This window comes from Desulforhabdus amnigena, from assembly GCF_027925305.1.
Lineage (GTDB): Bacteria > Desulfobacterota > Syntrophobacteria > Syntrophobacterales > Syntrophobacteraceae > Desulforhabdus > Desulforhabdus amnigena.
Window position 1 is genome coordinate 2,625,036 of sequence record NZ_BSDR01000001.1, and the last position, 17,053, is coordinate 2,642,088.

A 17,053-nucleotide genomic window follows, 5' to 3' on the forward strand; every position below is an offset into this window, starting at 1 on the left:
CCCGCTTCCTCGAAAAAGAGTTGGAAGGGCTGTTGTAAATGAATGCCCCCATTTATCCTTGCGCCTTGATGCCGATGGCCAGGTCCAGCAGCGCCGTAAGTTCCAGCTTATGGGTCACAAGATGGCCAGTGGCGGGACTCGCCGCCGCCGCTCTACCGATGTATTGCAGGGCTTTTCCCACCCGATCCTGCAGGCGGTGTCTCATGAAGCTCCAACCACCCATATTCTCGGGCTCTTCCTGCACCCAACACCATTCTTCCGCGCTGCCGTACCGGGAAATGATCTTCTCGAGAGGTTTTTCCGGAAAGGGATAAAACTGCTCGATGCGCAGAATGGCAATATTGGAAATCTGCAAATCCCGGCGTCGTTCCAGCAGATCGTAGTAGACCTTTCCACTGCAGAAAATCACCCGTTTCGGGTTCTGGATTTCCAATGCATCGTCCAGCACTTCCTGAAAATGACCCGACGCCATCTCCTCAAGACTTGAAACAGCGAGGGGATGGCGCAGGAGGCTCTTGGGGGTCATGACGATGAGCGGTTTTCTGAAATCGCGTTTGACCTGGCGCCGAAGCATATGAAAGTGCTGAGCGGGAGTGGTGGGGTAGCAGACCTGAATATTGTCTTCAGCACAAAGCTGGAGGTAGCGTTCCAGCCTGGCGCTGGAATGTTCCGGGCCCTGTCCTTCAAAACCGTGGGGAAGGAAGAGAACCAGGCCGCTCAGCCGATTCCACTTGTACTGAGCGCTGGAAATGAACTGATCGATGATCACTTGGGCATTGTTGGCAAAATCCCCGAACTGGGCCTCCCATATCACCAGGGATCGAGGGCTCGCCAGGGAATACCCATATTCAAATCCCAGCACGGCATTTTCCGAAAGCATGCTGTCGTACACCGTGTAGAGCGCCTGGTCTTCGCTCAAATGATTCAAAGGCGTATAGTGTTCGCCCAAGTGCATGTCGGTCAGAACACTGTGCCTCTGGCTGAAGGTTCCCCGCCGAGAGTCCTGGCCGCTCAGCCGGACGGGCGTGCCTTCCAGCAGCAGGGACCCAAAAGCCAGAAGCTCCGCGGTGGCCCAGTCGATCCCCTCCCCTTTTTCCACCACCTCCAGGCGCCGGTCCAGAATGCGTTCCAGCTTCCGGTGGACGGAAAATCCTTTAGGCACATGATGCATTTTGCGGGCGATGGAGACAAGTTCCTCTCTCTTCACGCCTGTTTCTACCGGCGTGTGTGAATAGTTCCCGCGAATTTCGCTCCAACTCTCGTAAAATGGGGATTCGGGAGGACCGCACGTTTTGTCCCGTTCCGAATCGTATGCCCTCGCCAGGCATTCGTTAATGCCGCTCTTGATCTGCTCCAGGTCTTCTTTGACAACGACCTTTTCGTCCTGAAGCTTCTCTGCGTAAATTTCATAGACCGGCGGCCGCTCCCGAATGCGATCATACATCCGGGGCTGCGTGTAATAGGGTTCATCCCCCTCGTTGTGGCCATAGCGGCGATAGCAGACGACATCGATCACCACATCCTTGGCAAACTCCATGCGGTAGTCGCAGGCCAGCTTGACGACATGGAGGGCGGCCTCGGGATTTTCCCCATGAACATGAAAGATGGGAACCATGAGCATCTTGGCCACATCGGTGGCATATCGTGTGGAGCGGGCATCCTCGGGAAGCGTCGTAAAACCGATCTGGTTGTTGATGACGATGTGAACCGTTCCCCCCGTCCGGTAACCTTCCAATTGCGAAAGATTGAGTGTTTCCGCAACGATCCCCTGTCCGGCAAAGGCTGAATCCCCGTGAATGAGGAGAGGCAGGATCTTTTTTCCGTCCAGATCGCCCGCTTGATCCTGCCGGGCGCGGGCAATGCCTTCCACCACTGGATTCACCGCTTCAAGGTGGCTGGGGTTGCTCGCCAGCAGAATGCGCAGCGCTTTCCCATGGAGCGTTTGAATATCGGCCATAAACCCCTTGTGATATTTCACATCTCCACTGCCTACGAGAGATTCGGGATCGTAGTTGTCATCGAACTCGCAAAAGATGGTTTCGTACAGCTTGAGCAGGTTGTTCACCTGTACGTTCAGACGCCCCCGATGAGCCATTCCCATGATCATTTCCCGGCACCCCCGTTCCGAGGCATGCTGAATGAGTCCGTCCAGCATGGCAACCACTACTTCGGCCCCTTCCAGGGAAAAACGTTTTTGACCCACGTATTTAGTATGAAGAAACTCTTCAAAGAGAGTCGCCTGGCAAAGCTTGTTCAGAATGCGGATTTTGTCCTGGGCTTCCAGATGCGGACGGTTTCGACCGGGTTCCATACGTTCCTGCAGCCAGCTTCGTTCATCAGGGTCCTGCAGGTGCATGTATTCCACTCCGATGGAACGGCAATAGGTTTCCTTGAGAGCTTGAAGGATTTCCCTCAAGGGAGCCTGCCCGGAGTCCGAAAAATTTTCTGCATAGAAAGACCGTTCCAGATCCTCGCCGGAGAGATTGAAGGCCGTAAGGTTCAGCAGTGGATGATCTGTCGGACAGCTCACGAGGGGATCAAGGCACGCAAGCAGATGCCCCAGATCCCGGTAGCGATGAATGAGTTCGTTCACTCGAGCCTGACGCAATACCTCGCTTTTGTGGCAAATTCCCACGGCTTCCCGTTCCGGAAAGGCCGCCAGTTCAAACCCTTCAAAAAAGATCCGCCACTCTCGGGAAACCCGCTTGGGGTCTGATTTCCAAAGCTTGTATTGCGAATCGATGAAATCGGCATTCCAGGTAAGTGAGACGTCCATATGGGTATGACCTTTCAAGAAGTCGTATCTGGATCATAAAACCGGTGAGGGACGGTTCAACTTTGCCCCTTCATTTGGAGGAAGGAGAGACCTTCACCGGCAAACATATCGGACAAGTTATAGAGCAAGGATCATTCCGCCCGGAATTCCAGAATGTTTATGGATCTGAGAATCAACCCTCGCTCCCGAAAGAAATGCCAGGACACAGGAAAATGGACATGAGTAAATGAGAACGCTGATTTGAAAAAAGCTAGCACCGCTCTGCAAAACTTGTCAAGCTCAGGCAATGAAAAAAGGATTTAAACTGCCGATCTGAAATTACCGGCAGGCTTCGTCGATGGGGGGGATGGGATACTCTATTGACCTGCCCGCAGGGCGGGAGGATGGGCAGGAGAAGCGCCCCCTTGCAGGGGCGCTTCCGTACATCGAGGGTACTGATCAGTCTTTCTTTTGGAGTTGCATGGGCTTGAACACGCAGACCATGGCGGAGAGGGCGCCCGCGCATTCCTTGAAGATGCGCATCATGAAAAGGAACGCCGTGGCCATGAGCACACCGGAGGCGATCCATGCCTGGGCGAAGGCCGCCCCGGCCGCGAGGGCCGCAAAGAGCAGAGTGAGCAGGATTCCCGCCGGTGCGATGCGCGGCCAGGTGCGGAACCGTACAAACTGTTTGCCACCGCCGTGTTCTTCCACTGCCATGAGCACTCGAACGCAACCCAAAAGGCCGCCGCGCAATTGAAGATCCCAATGATCGTAATCTCCTCCGCGGGAAACCACCTTGCGGAGGCTCTTCATGCTGTTTTCAAGAGATTCCAGCCAGTCAACGGGAGAATGCCACTCTTCACTCCAGACAGTGAACGTCTTGGGTACCGGCAGGGGAAGAGAAATGCCCGTTACGGCACAACTGCGCCAGGGAGTCAGTCCCAGACGGATACGCCCCACCAGGCGCGCAAGGGGCTGAAGCAGGTGCAGGAAAGCCGTCAGACCTTTCAGTTTCAACTGTTCCCAGCGCGATTTTCCTGCCGCTGGAAAGTCCACTCTTGCCGCACAGAGGCCGGCGTGCAGCACCGGAACGACAACGGCGAAAACCAGCAGGGGCAGAGCCAGAAGCAGCGGAGCCCATTGAATGCCAAGGAGGGAAAGCCCCGCAAGCGCTGCGATGACCACATACCATTCCGGCATCATGGGCAACGACCAGAGAAGGCTCGGCGCCGGCTGATAAATGGACTGGAACAAAGCGCTCCCCCATGTCCCCTGGTAGATCCTTCCCCGCATGGACCCCAGCAACTGTTCGAACCCCTTGAAATAGAGGCGTCCCGCCCAGGGAATATGGCCCGCTGCATTGTACTTTTCAGGCCATTTCTTCTCCAGGTCCGCTTCCGCCTTTCCATAATTCTTCTGCTGCCTCCAGTAGGCCTTCACCGAATTGCGGCGATGGTGCCAAACCATGGCCGCCGGGCTGAATCCCAGGGTCCAACCCTTCTGCTGGAGGCGCCAGCAGAGATCCACATCATCGCCCGCGATACGGAATTGATGGTCGAAGCCCTCGATAGCTTCCAGGGCAAATTTGCGGAAAGCCATATTACAGCCAGGGATGTGTTCCGCCTCCTGGTCCGTGAGGAGCACATGGAGGGGGCCACCGGGCGAATTGGAAACGCAATCGGCGATGGGGCCATCATTAGGAGGAGGGAGGTTGGGACCGCCGACTCCCACATGATCCGAATTCAGGAAAGTAGCCGCCAGATAGGTCAGCCAGTGAGGATCGGGCCGGGCGTCGTCGTCGATATACGCTACAATTTCCCCTTTGGCGGCGCGCATGCCCGTATTGCGTGCGCTGCTCAGTCCGCGGTTTTCAGTGGAGATCACCCTGAAACCATACTCCTTGGCGATTTCCCCCGTCCCGTCCGTGGAACCGTCATTCACTACTATGACTTCGAAATTGGGGTATTCCAGCTTGCGAAGCCCGTCCAAAGTGTCCCGAATAGTCCGCTTTCCATTGTATGTGCAGACCACGACGGAAATACTCGGCCAGTTCAGGTCTGGAGCAAACGGCACCTCGGCATAAGCCTTGCGAATGGTTTCCAGGGATGCTTTGGGATTCCGGTCACGATCCGTTACTCCAAAGCCCCAGTCATCGATATCGAAACCACCACGGTGCCATTCATCGGTCCAGGAGAAGACGAAAACACCGGAGCAACCGGCTGCGAATGTGGATCGAATCTGCCAATCCAGCATTCGGGCCTGAGCTTCCTCGCCGTTTCTCATGCTGTCGAGGCCGATTTCGGCCATCACCAGGGGGCGATCCCCCGCGATGTTCTGGAGCCGTGCCAGGTATCCTTCCAGCTTTTCCTTCGTTTCCAGGTAGACATTGAAGGAGGCAAAATCCATGAAGGAAAGCTCCAGGTATTCCGTGGTCGGGAAATTCACATAGGTCACGAGCGCTTCGGGGTCCTCGGCCTTGGCTGCGTTGTAAAGGCGTTCCAGGAAGCGTTCAATGCGCCGACGGCCATACCAGCGCACAATGGATGCGGGAATTTCGTTGCCCACGGTAAAACAGAGCAACGCAGCATGACCGGCACAGGCCCGAACGCCGGCACGGACACGGTCTTCGATATCCCGAGCCAGTTTCCTGTTTTCCAGGAAAGCGATGTGCTCTTCCCAAGGAAGGCCGACCATCACGCGCAAACCGTATTTCTGGGCCACGTCCAGCAGCCAGCGGGGAGGAACCGTGTAAGTACGCACCGCATTGATGCCGTATTCAGCCATCTTGGCGAAGTCTTTTTCAACCAGTTCCGGAGTGTGATACTCACAACCTTCTTCATCCGGCCGAAAGGGGCCATACGTTACACCGCGCATGTAGAACTTTTCATCGCCGACGAAGATGAATTTCCCCTTAACCTTGGGGCGTACGCCTTCTACAACGGGAATGGCCTTGGGAGGATTCAGGTAAAACTCCGCAATCCCCGTCGAGGGTTCCACCCGGGGAAATACCGGCCGTACGATTTTGGAATCATCGGATTGGACCCTGAAGAAATCGATGTCGAGATTCCTGCCATCCCGATCCACCGGGGGCACGACCTCGCCTTCAGCAAAAGAATCACCGCCGGAATCAGGAGCCGCAGTCTCCGAGACACATTCGGTCTCCGATGCGTTTTCGCTTTGATCTCTTTCGGTACGATCTTTAGCTGCCAAACCTCCGGTGACCAAACCCAAGATGCTGTTCAATGCAAGTTTTGCCATGTTGACCTCACTATTATTTTTAAAAAGTTTCTATCCGTTCCACATATCTCTATGTACGCATTCCAACCTGCAAGATATATCACAGTCGGCCTTTATACAAAAGGCGTGCCATAGTAAATTTAAATAATAAAATCATTTAATTATTAATCAAAACCCTCTCTAAATAGCCCTTGGGTTACGATTCTTGCGCACACGAGTTACGATACGTGCGCAATGCTTCATCCTCTTTGCACGTGACGGTCGGAGTGGTATAAGAATTCAGGGAAAAATGGGGATTCAAAGAAGATCGAAAAATCCATTGTTTTCAAGCCGGGTTGCAGGCTATTTTCCCTTGACTCCCATGACCGGAACGGTCGCAATGAAAAATGAAAACAAGCGAAGAGATGCAAGACAACAGGGAAAGCGGGCAACGCGCTTGAAAAACGATGTTACCATGAGCCATGAATCATGAGTCTTTTTTCATATAGACGATAAGGACCTCTTTTGCATGGATACGCCATTGCTTGAAGTAAAGGACCTTCAAACATATTTCTATACGGAACGGGGCATTGCCAAAGCCGTCGACAGGGTGAGCTTCAGCCTTTCCGAGGGCCAGGCTCTTGGCATCGTAGGAGAATCCGGCTGCGGAAAAACAGTGACGGCTCAATCCATTATGCGCCTGATCCCTTCACCACCCGGCGAAATCGTCAATGGACGGATCCTCTTCGAGGGAGTGGACCTGCTCTCTCTTTCCGAGGAAGAAATGAATGCCATCCGAGGCAACAGGATTTCCATGATCTTCCAGGAGCCCATGACGGCCCTCAACCCGGTTTTCAGGGTGGGAGATCAAATCAGTGAAGTCATTGTGCGCCACAGAAAAGTTCGGAAGCCGGAAGCCATGGAGAGGACCGTCGAACTTCTTCGAAAGGTGGGAATCCCTTCCCCCGAAGTGCGGATCATGGATTACCCGCACCAGATGAGCGGCGGAATGCGCCAACGTGTGATGATCGCCATGGCTATCGCCTGCGACCCGCAACTTATCATTGCCGACGAACCCACCACCGCGCTGGATGTGACCATCCAAGCCCAGATCCTGCAACTTCTGCAACACCTTCGCGAGTCGACTCGCACCTCCATTCTTCTTATCACCCACGATTTAGGGGTCGTGGCGGAGATCACCGAAAGGGTGCTGGTCATGTATGCCGGACGCATCCTGGAAGAAGCCGGCGTGAAGGACCTGTTCGACAATCCCCTCCATCCTTACACGCAAGGGTTGATGCAGTCCATACCCGGCCGCATCGTTTGTAAGGACAAAAAACGGCTGGACGCCATTCCGGGCGTTGTTCCCAGCCTGCTGGACCTCCCCGCCGGGTGCAAGTTCAATACGCGCTGCCCTCACGCCTTTGACCGATGCTTTCACGATCCGGAACCCGGTCTTCTGCTTCCCCAAAATGGACATCCCGTACGCTGTTGGCTCTACGAGGAGAAATGACGTGGTAGAATGGAAAGAGACCAGCAACCTGCTGGTTCTAAAAAATGTCAGGAAACATTATCCCATCACACGGGGAATACTGCACCGGGAAGCGGGATGTGTCAAAGCGGTGGATGGAATAAACCTCACCATCCATCAGGGTGAGACATTGGGACTGGTGGGAGAAAGCGGTTGTGGGAAATCCACTCTGGGCAGAGTCATCCTGCGATTGGAAGAACCCACGGAAGGTGAAATCCTCTTTGAAGGTCAAAATATCCTGCAAGCATCTCACAAAGAGATGCAGGTCCTTCGCAGAAAGATGCAGATCGTTTTCCAGGATCCTTACTCTTCACTGAATCCCCGCAAAACCATCGGCTGGATCATCGCTGAAGGGCTCAACATTCACAAAATCGGCTCCGTTAAGGAACGGCGGGAACGGGTGCAAGATATGATGGAGGTTGTGGGCTTGCGTCCGGAATATATCAACCGCTACCCTCATGAATTCAGCGGCGGCCAGCGTCAGCGCATCGGCATTGCCCGGGCTCTTGCACTCAATCCGGAGTTCATCATCTGCGATGAACCCCTGTCGGCCCTGGACGTTTCCATTCAGGCGCAGGTCATCAACCTGCTCCAGGACCTTCAAGAAAAATACCGTCTGACTTATCTCTTTATTTCCCACGATCTTTCAGTGGTGCGGCACATCAGTGACCGGGTGGCGGTCATGTACTTGGGCAGGCTTGTAGAACTATCTGAGAAAAATGAACTTTTTGACACCCCATACCATCCCTACACCCGGGCACTCCTGAAGGCCATTCCCATCCCCATTCCCGGCGCCAGGAAAAAACGCGACAAGATACTGGCAGATTCTCCCGCTGCCCAAAGCCCAGTTGAGGGATGCTTCTTCGAACCGAGGTGCCCGGAAGCAACAGCAAGCTGCAAAGATCGAGTTCCCCCCTTGCATGAATACCGTCCCGGCCATTGGGTGAGGTGCTTCCAATATGCGGGAAAAGAGTAAGGCGCTCCGACGGCAAAGGTTCAAAAGATTTCAAACCGTCTAAGGAAGTGAGTCGCTTTTGAGATCCCCATTTACCACGGAGACACAGAGATCACAGAGAAATTACAAAATCTTCTCCGTGCCCTCCGTGTCTCCGTGGTGAAAAACGGGATATTGGAATCGGCCAACTCCCTAAAAATCAAACTTGAATGTCGTCATCAAGAGATGGTTTTCGCGGTCTTCCCCCGGCAACAGGTTGAAGTTTTCCACCTTTTCAAATCCGTACCGGGCAAAAAGAGAGATACGTTCCGTGAGATCATACGTCACGTCCGTTCCAATCTGGTTGATCTTCTCCTCCGTGGCGCTCAAGGTAACCCCCGTTTCCATATAATCGTAGTCCAATCCCACCTTGAGATCGTTCGTCAAATAATATGTGGCACGAGCGAAAAAATCCATGCTGTCCGGTCCCATATGGTGTCCCATGATCATTCCATTATGTGTATAGCCGGACCTGTAAACCGCATTGCCATACCAGTAGCCGGGAGTACTGTCCACTCGATGGGCATTGTTGGCGTACTCGAACCTCAAGTCCGTTTTCCCGTCACAGGTCAGCCTGGGGAAATAAATCCCCACCAGGTATCCGATGTCACCGAAAAGAAATTCTTCTGGATATTCCAGGCCACCTGAATCTTCCCCGCCGTATTCGCCGTAGACTTGAGCGTTCCGCAGAAACGGAAGCTGCAATCGAAAATCAAGCCCAGCTATCTGGTTGAACTTTTTATTGGACTCCCCTCCCTGAAAACCGATGAAATCCAGAAAATCGCTGAAATTGATGCTGGGCTGCCCATCTCCGTTGAATATAGCCGTAGCATTGAGTCCCATTTCAAGAATGGGAAAGGGTTTAAAGCCGAACCGGATACCACCGAACAACGCATGGGGAGCTTCCCGGTCTTCCTCGAGTCTTGAAATGAAAACCGTATACTTGAATGGCCCCAGGTATTTGAAATACCATGGAAGAAGAAACGGTACGGGATTTGAGAGTTTCACAAGGTCCAGAGGAGTGGCATTGTCTGTGAGGATGAGAGACCCATGGTACCCCTGTCCCCACCAAAGGTTGTCGCGTCCGGCCTCGAGTTCTATGTTCCAAGGGGAAAGCTTCCCGTATCCTTTAAGTATATCGAGTTCCGCATCATCGATGTTTGCCACGTCCCCGTCATTTTCCCGCACGAGCAAAATGGGTTCGATATACCCGGAGAGGATGTTCCCAAGCCTCATGGAGGATGAAAACTGCAGGGTGAAATTATGGTGCTCTCCATAAATGACGCCATCATTATTGTAAACAAGGGGAGTTCCCTCGGTAGCTTTGATGCGGTTCGGCCGGACGGGAAAACCCACGAATTCCCGCGGTTGCCCTTCCGAATAGACATAACGCGCCTCTATTTCCTCAAGGGGTTTGATGAAGGTTGTGGCATGGTCGTTGCCTCCCACCTTCAGAGCTCCCATCTCATCCTGGAATTCTCTCTGAAGTTTCGACAAAAGGTATTCCACGATGGAAGGAAATTCTCCGGAAGCATATTCCTTCTGAAGAAGCGCTTCTTTAACGAGCCGGGCCATTTCTATCCGGGTAAAAGGCCGCATCCCCTGGATATCGGAATGAATCAAACCGAAACCGTCCAGTTTTTCAATAGCTCCATAAGACCAATGGTCCAGGGGAACATTCACCGAAGAAACGGCCCATGTACTTGTGACGGCAGCGAAGCAGACGAAGAATACAGGCAGAATAAAACAAGAAAGAATAACTCCGGCGTAATATTTCCGAATTCCATCTTTCCTGGTTAAGATATCGCTGGATTTTCGATACATCCCTCACCTCTTGCAAAGTTCGCTTCTCTCTTTGTCGAAAGCCGGCCACAAGGATTTGATGCTATCGGTCGAAATGATTTTAGAGACGATTACAATAAGATCGCGAATCCATGGGGTTTATTTATCGACTGGCTCAGAAATCGAGCTCAGTTTATGGGAAAATCTTTCGCGAAAACAAACCAGTAACGGATAAGAGGAATACCCAAGGAGTGGGAAAAGATCAAGTTCTATTTCCGAAGCAACTGTTCCCCGCCAAACACAAAAACAAAGATCGAGAAAGAACGGAACTACGCCTCCGCCTCTTCTTTGATCTTCTGAAACCTTCGTGTTGAGGTGATCCTTCTTGCTTCAGCCTCTTCCACTTCCTCGAGTGTGAGGTGAATCTCGCCGCATTCGGGGCAGGCTACGTTGACATTTTCCCCGACTGTTCGTTCCCTGATCTGATCCACAGTCATATGACCAATGGAGCCGCATTTCGTGTCCACCCGTTCCACTCGCACTCGTTTTTTTTCATCTTGCGTCTTCATAAACCACTCCGATTTGACTTGATGGCAGGGAGACCGACATTCGCAGAGAATTCAGCAGCTGGGGAGTTCTCATGAAAGAGGAGTCACTGCCACAAGGTTTCCTTTCGCATCCGTCACGGTGATTTCCATTGCGGGTCCGCCATCCAGGCGGTGGGTCGCGCAGGAAATTCAGGGGTCATAAGCGCGAACAGCCATTTCCACCCGGTTCAGCAGGCTTTCTTCGATGTTTCCCTTCCGGATGAGGCTTTGAGCCGCCTTTTTGACGCTCATATTGATGGGAGCGAGGTTGTGGTTGGTCCCTGCAATGAGATTGGCCCGGGTGATGCGCCCGTTTTCATCGGTTGAATAGTCGTGAATCAACGTTCCCCTGGGCGCTTCCACACAGCCTATTCCCCGTCCGGCTCGCGGCGTCACTTCATCCCGGACTCGCGGATCCGTGATGTCGGGATCTTCCAGAAGTTCCACCGTTTTTTCGGAAGCGTAGAGGAGTTCGATCATTCGCGCCCAGTGATAGAGCAGGGTCGATTGGGCAGGCCTTCCAAACCGGGACCGAAATTCTTCCAGTTCGGCCTGCGCGAGAGGCGTTCCCATGGAATCGCAAACGTTCAGCCGCGCCAGAGAGTTGACCCGGTAAATCCCCCGGGGTTCCTCCAGCTCCATGGAAAACCCTTCCCCCCAGCCGGCGGCGTAGGGGAATTTCCCGTAAGACCAGGATTCCACATGCTCTTCAAGAAAGTCCGCATAATCCTCGGGGGCAAATTCTTCGAAGGAACCGTCCGGTTTCATGAGCCGCAGAACTCCCTCATGAAGGTTCAAGGAACCATCGTGAGGATTCACCGTGCCCAGAAATCCCGTGGCAACCTCTCCCAGTTCCAGGAGTTCATCATTGAACCTGGAGAAGACCTTTTCCTTTACATAATCCATGGCGAAACGGGCAAACTTCAACTGCTCCCTGGATTCAGCCAGCAGATCCAACCGTTCCCTTTCCAGCATGGGCTTGGCAAAACCGCCCGGCACGACCACCACGGGATGAATGACTTTCCCGGCAAACTTTTCCATCATCATCTGCCCCCGGTACCGGGCCGTCACGACCTTTTGAGTCAACTCGGGATCCCTTCGGGCCATCCCCATGATGTTTCGCTCCGCGGGTTCAGTCCCGATTCCCATCACAAAGTCGGGTGCCGCCAGGAAGAAAAAATGGAGGATCTTATCGCTCAGGTGAGCCATAACCTGCATCAGTTCGCGCAGCTTGCGCCCTGCGTGAGGTACGTTCGCTCCAAAGCAACCATCCACCGCCTTGCAGGAGGCGATGTGGTGCTGCCAGGGGCAGATCCCGCAGATCCGGCTCACAATGCGAGGAACCTCTTCGGCAAGTCTTCCCTCGATGAATTTTTCAAAGCCTCGCAGAGAGAGAATGTGCACACGTGCATCCTGCACATCCCCCTCCGCATCCAGGTGAATGGAAATGCGGGCGTGACCTTCAATACGGGTGACGGGCTGAATATGGATGACCTTGCCGCCGCGCGTCCCTTCACGCTCAGCCGACCTTTCTTCAGCTCCTGGAGGAGTTTTTTTTACCATCTGAAAACCTTCGTATCTAACCACGGAGACACGGAGAACACAAAGATTTCATTTGAAAGTCTTTCTCCGTGCCCTCCGTGTCTCCGTGGAGATCAAATTTGACAATCTCAAGCTAAATGACCTGTCTTATTTCAAGGCCGTGGACTTACGGCTGAGCCTCACCAACCGCCGATGCGCTCCGGAAAATCTCAGGATCGACGTCCGGTCGGGAATTCCGCGGATGTCCACTCCCCTGCCGGCGAGGGCGTTCATCAAATCCAGCAGTTGGTTTCCGTTTTGCTTTATGGGCCCAAAACATCCCCTGCACGGAACCCTGGCGATGATGCAGCGGGGAGCTCCCCCGGAAGACCCTGCACACCCTCCACGAGTCACGGGGCCCATACAGATGAAACCCTGCTCCAGCAGGCACCGCATCCGACTGAGGGGCTCTGCCGCCGAGTATTCCGCACTTTCGGTGAACCGCCTCGTTTCTTTCACGATGCTCTTCCCTTCCCGCAGCGCCGGACAGGAATCACAGACGCTTTTTGCGTTTGCCGTCGGCCTCTCTCCCAGCAACAAGGCTTGGATTGCATTCCGAATGGAATCCGGATGAGGGGGGCAGCCCGGAAGATAGATATCGATCTTTATTTTTTCGTCCAGGGCATAGGTTCGGTCCAACAACGGGGGGACATTTTCATGGGGCGAAGGCGGCGGGCCATCTTTCTCCCATGGGCCGAAATATCGCAACAGAAGCTCTTCATTGGAAAAGGAATTGATCAATGCGGGGATGCCGCCATGAGTGGCGCAGGTCCCCAATGCCACGATGATCCGGCACTTTTTACGCATCTCCTCCGCCACGTTCATGTGTTCCCGGTTTCGAACCCCTCCGCTCACAAGCCCCACATCCGCTTCGGGTATCGTCAGAGCGGCCCCGCCTCCCTTCTCGCCGTAATATTTATGGTCCATGAGAAGGGGCATGTGAACGACATTCAGTTCCGGCAGAAGATCCAGGAAAGCCGTTCCCATATTGAGGATGGCCATTTCGCATCCCGAACAACTGTTCAAGCATTCCAGGGCTACCGTGAGGGGCATGGGAACTCCTCCGTATCATCGCGATCCAGGCCGCCATTCGACCGGTAGGGTGAAGGCCCCAGGGCCCTCACGGTTTCCGTCATTTCCCGAACCGCCGCCACAAAACGGTCCGCCTCAGAAGAGGAACACCACACCAGGCGAAAGCGCTCCTGCTCCAATCCAAGGGTATCGAGCATCTCCTCCACCACCACCATCCGCATCTCGGCTTTCCGATTGCCGTCCACATAATGGCATTCCCCCTGCCGGCACCCGGTGACCATCACACCGTCGGCCCCCTTTTGAAAGGCCTCCACCACCAAATTCGAATGGACCATTCCGGAACACATGACGCGAATGATGCGCACGTTGGGGGGATACTGTATGCGCATAATACCCGCGAGATCCGCAGCCGCATAGGAACACCAATGGCAGTTGAAAGAAAGAATCCTGGGTTCAAAAGACATTTTTGGCATATTAAGAAACTCTCGCCCCGGCATCTGCCTGTTCTCCCAGCGCCGCTTCCACCTGGGCGGAAAGCTGCCGGTAGGTGAATCCTCCAACGTCCACACCCTCCTTGGGGCATGTGGCCTGGCAGGATCCACAACCTTTGCACCGCGCCGCCTGCACCACAATGATTTTTTGATCCTTTTTTCCAGGAACATTTTCGAGGGTGATGGCATGGTAAGGGCACACATCCACGCAGAGGGCGCAGCCGTCGCATGTTTCGGGATTCACTCGAGCCTTGACGGAATCGAGGATCATGTGCTGGTTGCAGAGCACCGTCACCGCCCTGGCCACGGCCGCCTGCGCCTGGGCCACCGATTCTTCTATGGGTTTAGGGTAATGTACAAGCCCCGCCAGGAACAGTCCGTCCGTTGAAAAATCCACGGGACGAAGCTTGACGTGAGCTTCCTGAACGAAGCCATCCGCATCAATGGGAATCTTGTAGAGCTTTGCCAAATCAGCAATATCCGGGTTGGGAACGATGGCTGTGGCCAGAATCACCACATCGGCCGGAATGCGCAGTGGTTCGTTCAATACGTGGTCCCGAACCACCACGTTCACGTCATTGTCCTGAATGAGGACGTTGGGCTTCTCGTGCAGGTCATACCTGATGAAAACGACCCCCAGTTCACGGGCCTTTGTGTAAAGCTCTTCACGCTGCCCATATGCTCGAATATCCCGGTAAAGGATATAAACGTTACGGCGCGGATCTTCTTCCTTGAGGACAATAGCCGACTGAATGGAGTGGGTGCAGCAAACCTTGGAGCAATAAGGGCGCGCCGGTTCTCTTGAGCCCACGCACTGGATGAAAACGAAATCACGCCCGTATTTCACCCGTTCGTCCCCCACCAGGTGCAGTTTATCGAATTCAAGGGCCGTGAGCACCCTTTGGGAATATTCATAGCCGTATTCATCGGTCTTGAAGGCTTGAGCGCCCGTAGCAAGAATCGCCACCCCATGATCCACCGTGATGTTGCCTGCCTGCTTTTGAATGATGGAACGGAAATGCCCTACAGCCCCCTCCGCATGATTGACGGTGCTCTTGAGGTGAAGGGAAATGAATTCATGACTTTTGACCCGGGCAATGAGATTTTCCACAAAATCGGGTATGGATTCCTTCTTCCACGTCTCGGAGAGATGGCGGGCATTTCCTCCCAGTTCAGAACTCTTTTCCACGAGATGCACCGAAAACCCCTGATCGGCCAGCCCCAATGCCGCAACCATTCCGGAAACACCCCCGCCGAGCACTAAAGCCTGCGGAATCACTCCTATCGAAACGGGAGGAACCGCTTCCAGGAGTGCAGCCTTGGAAACAGCCATGCGGACCAGGTCTTTGGCTTTGGCCGTTGCCGCTTCGGGTTCCGCCGCGTGAACCCAGGCCCCATGATTGCGAATGTTGGCCATCTCAAACAGACATTCATTGAGCCCCGATGCTCTGAGCGTCTCGCGAAAAAGCGGTTCGTGAGTCCGAGGGGTGCATGCCGCCACCACAATCCGGTTCAAGGCCTTTTCCCGTATTCTCCGGCGCAGGATTTCCTGGGAATCCTGCGAACAGGTGAAGAGATTCCTCTCCACATGGACCACGTGCGGCAAACACTTCGCATAGTCCGCAAGAGACTTCACATCCACCACCCCCGCGATATTGGAACCGCAGTGGCACACAAAAACCCCGATTCGCGGCTCCTCTCCCCTCACATCCCGTTCTGGAGGGAACTCTTTCTGCACTGTACGGCTGAAGCGCACATCCATGAGGGACATGGTTGCCGCCGCAGCCGCTGCAGACCCTTCCACGACAGACTGGGGAATATCCTTGGGGCCGGAAAATGTCCCACAAACATAGATCCCGGCGCGACCGGCTTCCGTGGGTGAAAAAGAAGAAGTGACGGCAAATCCATTGTGATTGAGCTCCACCCCGCTACACCGGGCGAGAGACCTGCACCCCGAGTGCGCCTCCATGCCCACCGACAGGACCACCAGATCGAACTCGTCCTGCGCCTGTTTCCCGTTGTCGGTGATGTAGCGGCAAAGAATCCTCTGATTTTCACTGGAGGGCTCCAGAGAATGCACCCTGCACCGGTGAAAACGGATGCCTTTTTCTTTAGCCCGTTCGTAATAGCGTTCGAAATTCTTGCCGTATGTCCTCAGGTCCATGTAAAAAATGGAGACATCCAGGTCCTTCTCAAGCTCTTTGGCGATCATGGCCTCCTTGATGGCGTACATGCAGCAGACGGACGAACAATAGCCATGAGAGGATTTATTGTAATCCCGGCTCCCCACACACTGCAGAAAAGCCATCTTTTTGACCTTCCTGCCGTCCCCGGGCCGGATGAGCCGCCCTCTCGTAGGTCCCGACGCCGAGAGAATACGTTCCAGTTCCATGGACTTGACCACGTTGGGCAAAAGGCCATATCCCCAGGTGCGGGCACCTTTGGGGTCAAACGTCTGGAAGCCCGGAGAAAGGATGATGGAACCGACTTCGAGGGTCACATGTCGAGGAGCGTCATTCAAACGGACCGCTCCGGCAGGGCAGGCCTTCTCACACGCCCCGCACTTGCCCCCCTGTATTCCAATACATTCCTGCGGATCGATCTGATATTTGAGGGGAACCGCTTGAGGATACTTCAGATAAATTGCCTTGCGGACCTTGATTCCTTCGTTGTACCCGTCTTTGACTTCACGGGGGCAAACCCGCGCGCATTCTCCACAGGCGATGCATTTTTCCTTATCCACGTAGCGTGGATGTTCCTTGAGGCTGACTACAAAATGCCCCACTTCCCCCTCGACCTGCTCCACCTCCGTCAGGGTCATCAACTCGATATTCAAGTGCCGACCGCACTCGACCAGTCTGGGTGAGAGGATTCAGACCGAACAATCGTTGGTGGGAAAGACTTTGTCCAACTGGGTCATGGACCCGCCTATTGCGCCTGTCCGTTCCACCAGGTAGACATAAAAGCCGCTGTTGGCCAGATCCAGGGCGGCCTGCATGCCTGCGATACCGCCGCCCACCACCATGACTGCACCGGTTTTTTCCTGTAAAATCATTTCGACGCGCTCCCACAGTCGGGATC

The 17,053-nt window shown here is 54.2% G+C and carries 10 protein-coding genes; 2 read left to right on the plus strand and 8 right to left on the minus strand.

Features of this window, described 5'->3' with window-relative positions; genetic code table 11:
* Positions 1–52: 52 nt before the first annotated feature.
* The gene (locus QMG16_RS11225) at positions 53–2,776 is read right to left on the minus strand and encodes a 2-oxoglutarate dehydrogenase E1 component (RefSeq protein ID WP_281794252.1); all 2,724 of its coding nucleotides are present in this window, start codon (positions 2,774–2,776) and stop codon (positions 53–55) included.
* Positions 2,777–3,214: 438 nt separating this feature from the next.
* Positions 3,215–6,016: a glycosyltransferase gene (locus QMG16_RS11230; protein WP_281794253.1), complete on the minus strand. Its 2,802-nt coding sequence runs from the start codon at positions 6,014–6,016 to the stop codon at positions 3,215–3,217.
* A 487-nt stretch (positions 6,017–6,503) separates the two neighbouring features.
* On the opposite strand from QMG16_RS11230, the gene QMG16_RS11235 reads away from it, so the two are divergent.
* Both QMG16_RS11235 and QMG16_RS11240 read left to right on the plus strand, forming a co-directional pair.
* Complete coding sequence (locus QMG16_RS11235) at positions 6,504–7,487, plus strand: ABC transporter ATP-binding protein (protein WP_281794254.1); 984 nt, start codon at positions 6,504–6,506, stop codon at positions 7,485–7,487.
* A complete protein-coding gene (locus QMG16_RS11240; RefSeq protein WP_373878671.1) occupies positions 7,447–8,481 on the plus strand; it encodes an ABC transporter ATP-binding protein in 1,035 nt (344 codons plus the stop codon). The genes QMG16_RS11235 and QMG16_RS11240 overlap by 41 nt, the downstream gene beginning before the upstream one ends.
* Positions 8,482–8,652: 171 nt before the next feature.
* On the opposite strand, the gene QMG16_RS11245 is transcribed toward QMG16_RS11240, so the two are convergent.
* The 6 genes from QMG16_RS11245 to QMG16_RS11270 form a co-directional block, all read right to left on the minus strand.
* Positions 8,653–10,323, minus strand: a complete 1,671-nt coding sequence (locus QMG16_RS11245; protein ID WP_281794257.1) for a capsule assembly Wzi family protein — start codon at positions 10,321–10,323, stop codon at positions 8,653–8,655.
* 287 nt (positions 10,324–10,610) lie between these two features.
* On the minus strand, positions 10,611–10,850 hold the full coding sequence (locus tag QMG16_RS11250) for a hypothetical protein (protein ID WP_281794258.1): 240 nt from the start codon (positions 10,848–10,850) through the stop codon (positions 10,611–10,613).
* Between the two features lie 168 nt (positions 10,851–11,018).
* Positions 11,019–12,431, minus strand: coding sequence for a Ni/Fe hydrogenase subunit alpha (locus QMG16_RS11255; protein ID WP_281794259.1), 1,413 nt, complete (start codon positions 12,429–12,431; stop codon positions 11,019–11,021).
* A 126-nt stretch (positions 12,432–12,557) separates the two neighbouring features.
* A complete protein-coding gene (locus QMG16_RS11260) occupies positions 12,558–13,502 on the minus strand; it encodes an NADH-quinone oxidoreductase subunit B family protein (protein WP_281794260.1) in 945 nt (314 codons plus the stop codon).
* Positions 13,487–13,945, minus strand: coding sequence for a hydrogenase iron-sulfur subunit (locus QMG16_RS11265; protein ID WP_281797075.1), 459 nt, complete (start codon positions 13,943–13,945; stop codon positions 13,487–13,489). Before QMG16_RS11265 ends, QMG16_RS11260 begins: the two co-directional genes overlap by 16 nt.
* Positions 13,946–13,955: 10 nt before the next feature.
* Entirely contained in the window at positions 13,956–17,027 is a 3,072-nt protein-coding gene (locus QMG16_RS11270; protein WP_281794262.1) for an FAD-dependent oxidoreductase, read from the minus strand.
* Positions 17,028–17,053 lie beyond the last annotated feature (26 nt).

What these genes read in the sequence shown, in the direction of transcription:
- QMG16_RS11225 (WP_281794252.1), bottom strand. Translation starts at nt 2,776, where the DNA reads ATGGACGTCTCACTTACCTGGAATGCCGATTTCATCGATTCGCAATAC.
- QMG16_RS11230 (WP_281794253.1), bottom strand. Translation starts at nt 6,016, where the DNA reads ATGGCAAAACTTGCATTGAACAGCATCTTGGGTTTGGTCACCGGAGGT.
- QMG16_RS11235 (WP_281794254.1), top strand. Translation starts at nt 6,504, where the DNA reads ATGGATACGCCATTGCTTGAAGTAAAGGACCTTCAAACATATTTCTAT.
- QMG16_RS11240 (WP_373878671.1), top strand. Translation starts at nt 7,447, where the DNA reads ATGGACATCCCGTACGCTGTTGGCTCTACGAGGAGAAATGACGTGGTA.
- QMG16_RS11245 (WP_281794257.1), bottom strand. Translation starts at nt 10,323, where the DNA reads ATGTATCGAAAATCCAGCGATATCTTAACCAGGAAAGATGGAATTCGG.
- QMG16_RS11250 (WP_281794258.1), bottom strand. Translation starts at nt 10,850, where the DNA reads ATGAAGACGCAAGATGAAAAAAAACGAGTGCGAGTGGAACGGGTGGAC.
- QMG16_RS11255 (WP_281794259.1), bottom strand. Translation starts at nt 12,431, where the DNA reads ATGGTAAAAAAAACTCCTCCAGGAGCTGAAGAAAGGTCGGCTGAGCGT.
- QMG16_RS11260 (WP_281794260.1), bottom strand. Translation starts at nt 13,502, where the DNA reads ATGCCCCTCACGGTAGCCCTGGAATGCTTGAACAGTTGTTCGGGATGC.
- QMG16_RS11265 (WP_281797075.1), bottom strand. Translation starts at nt 13,945, where the DNA reads ATGTCTTTTGAACCCAGGATTCTTTCTTTCAACTGCCATTGGTGTTCC.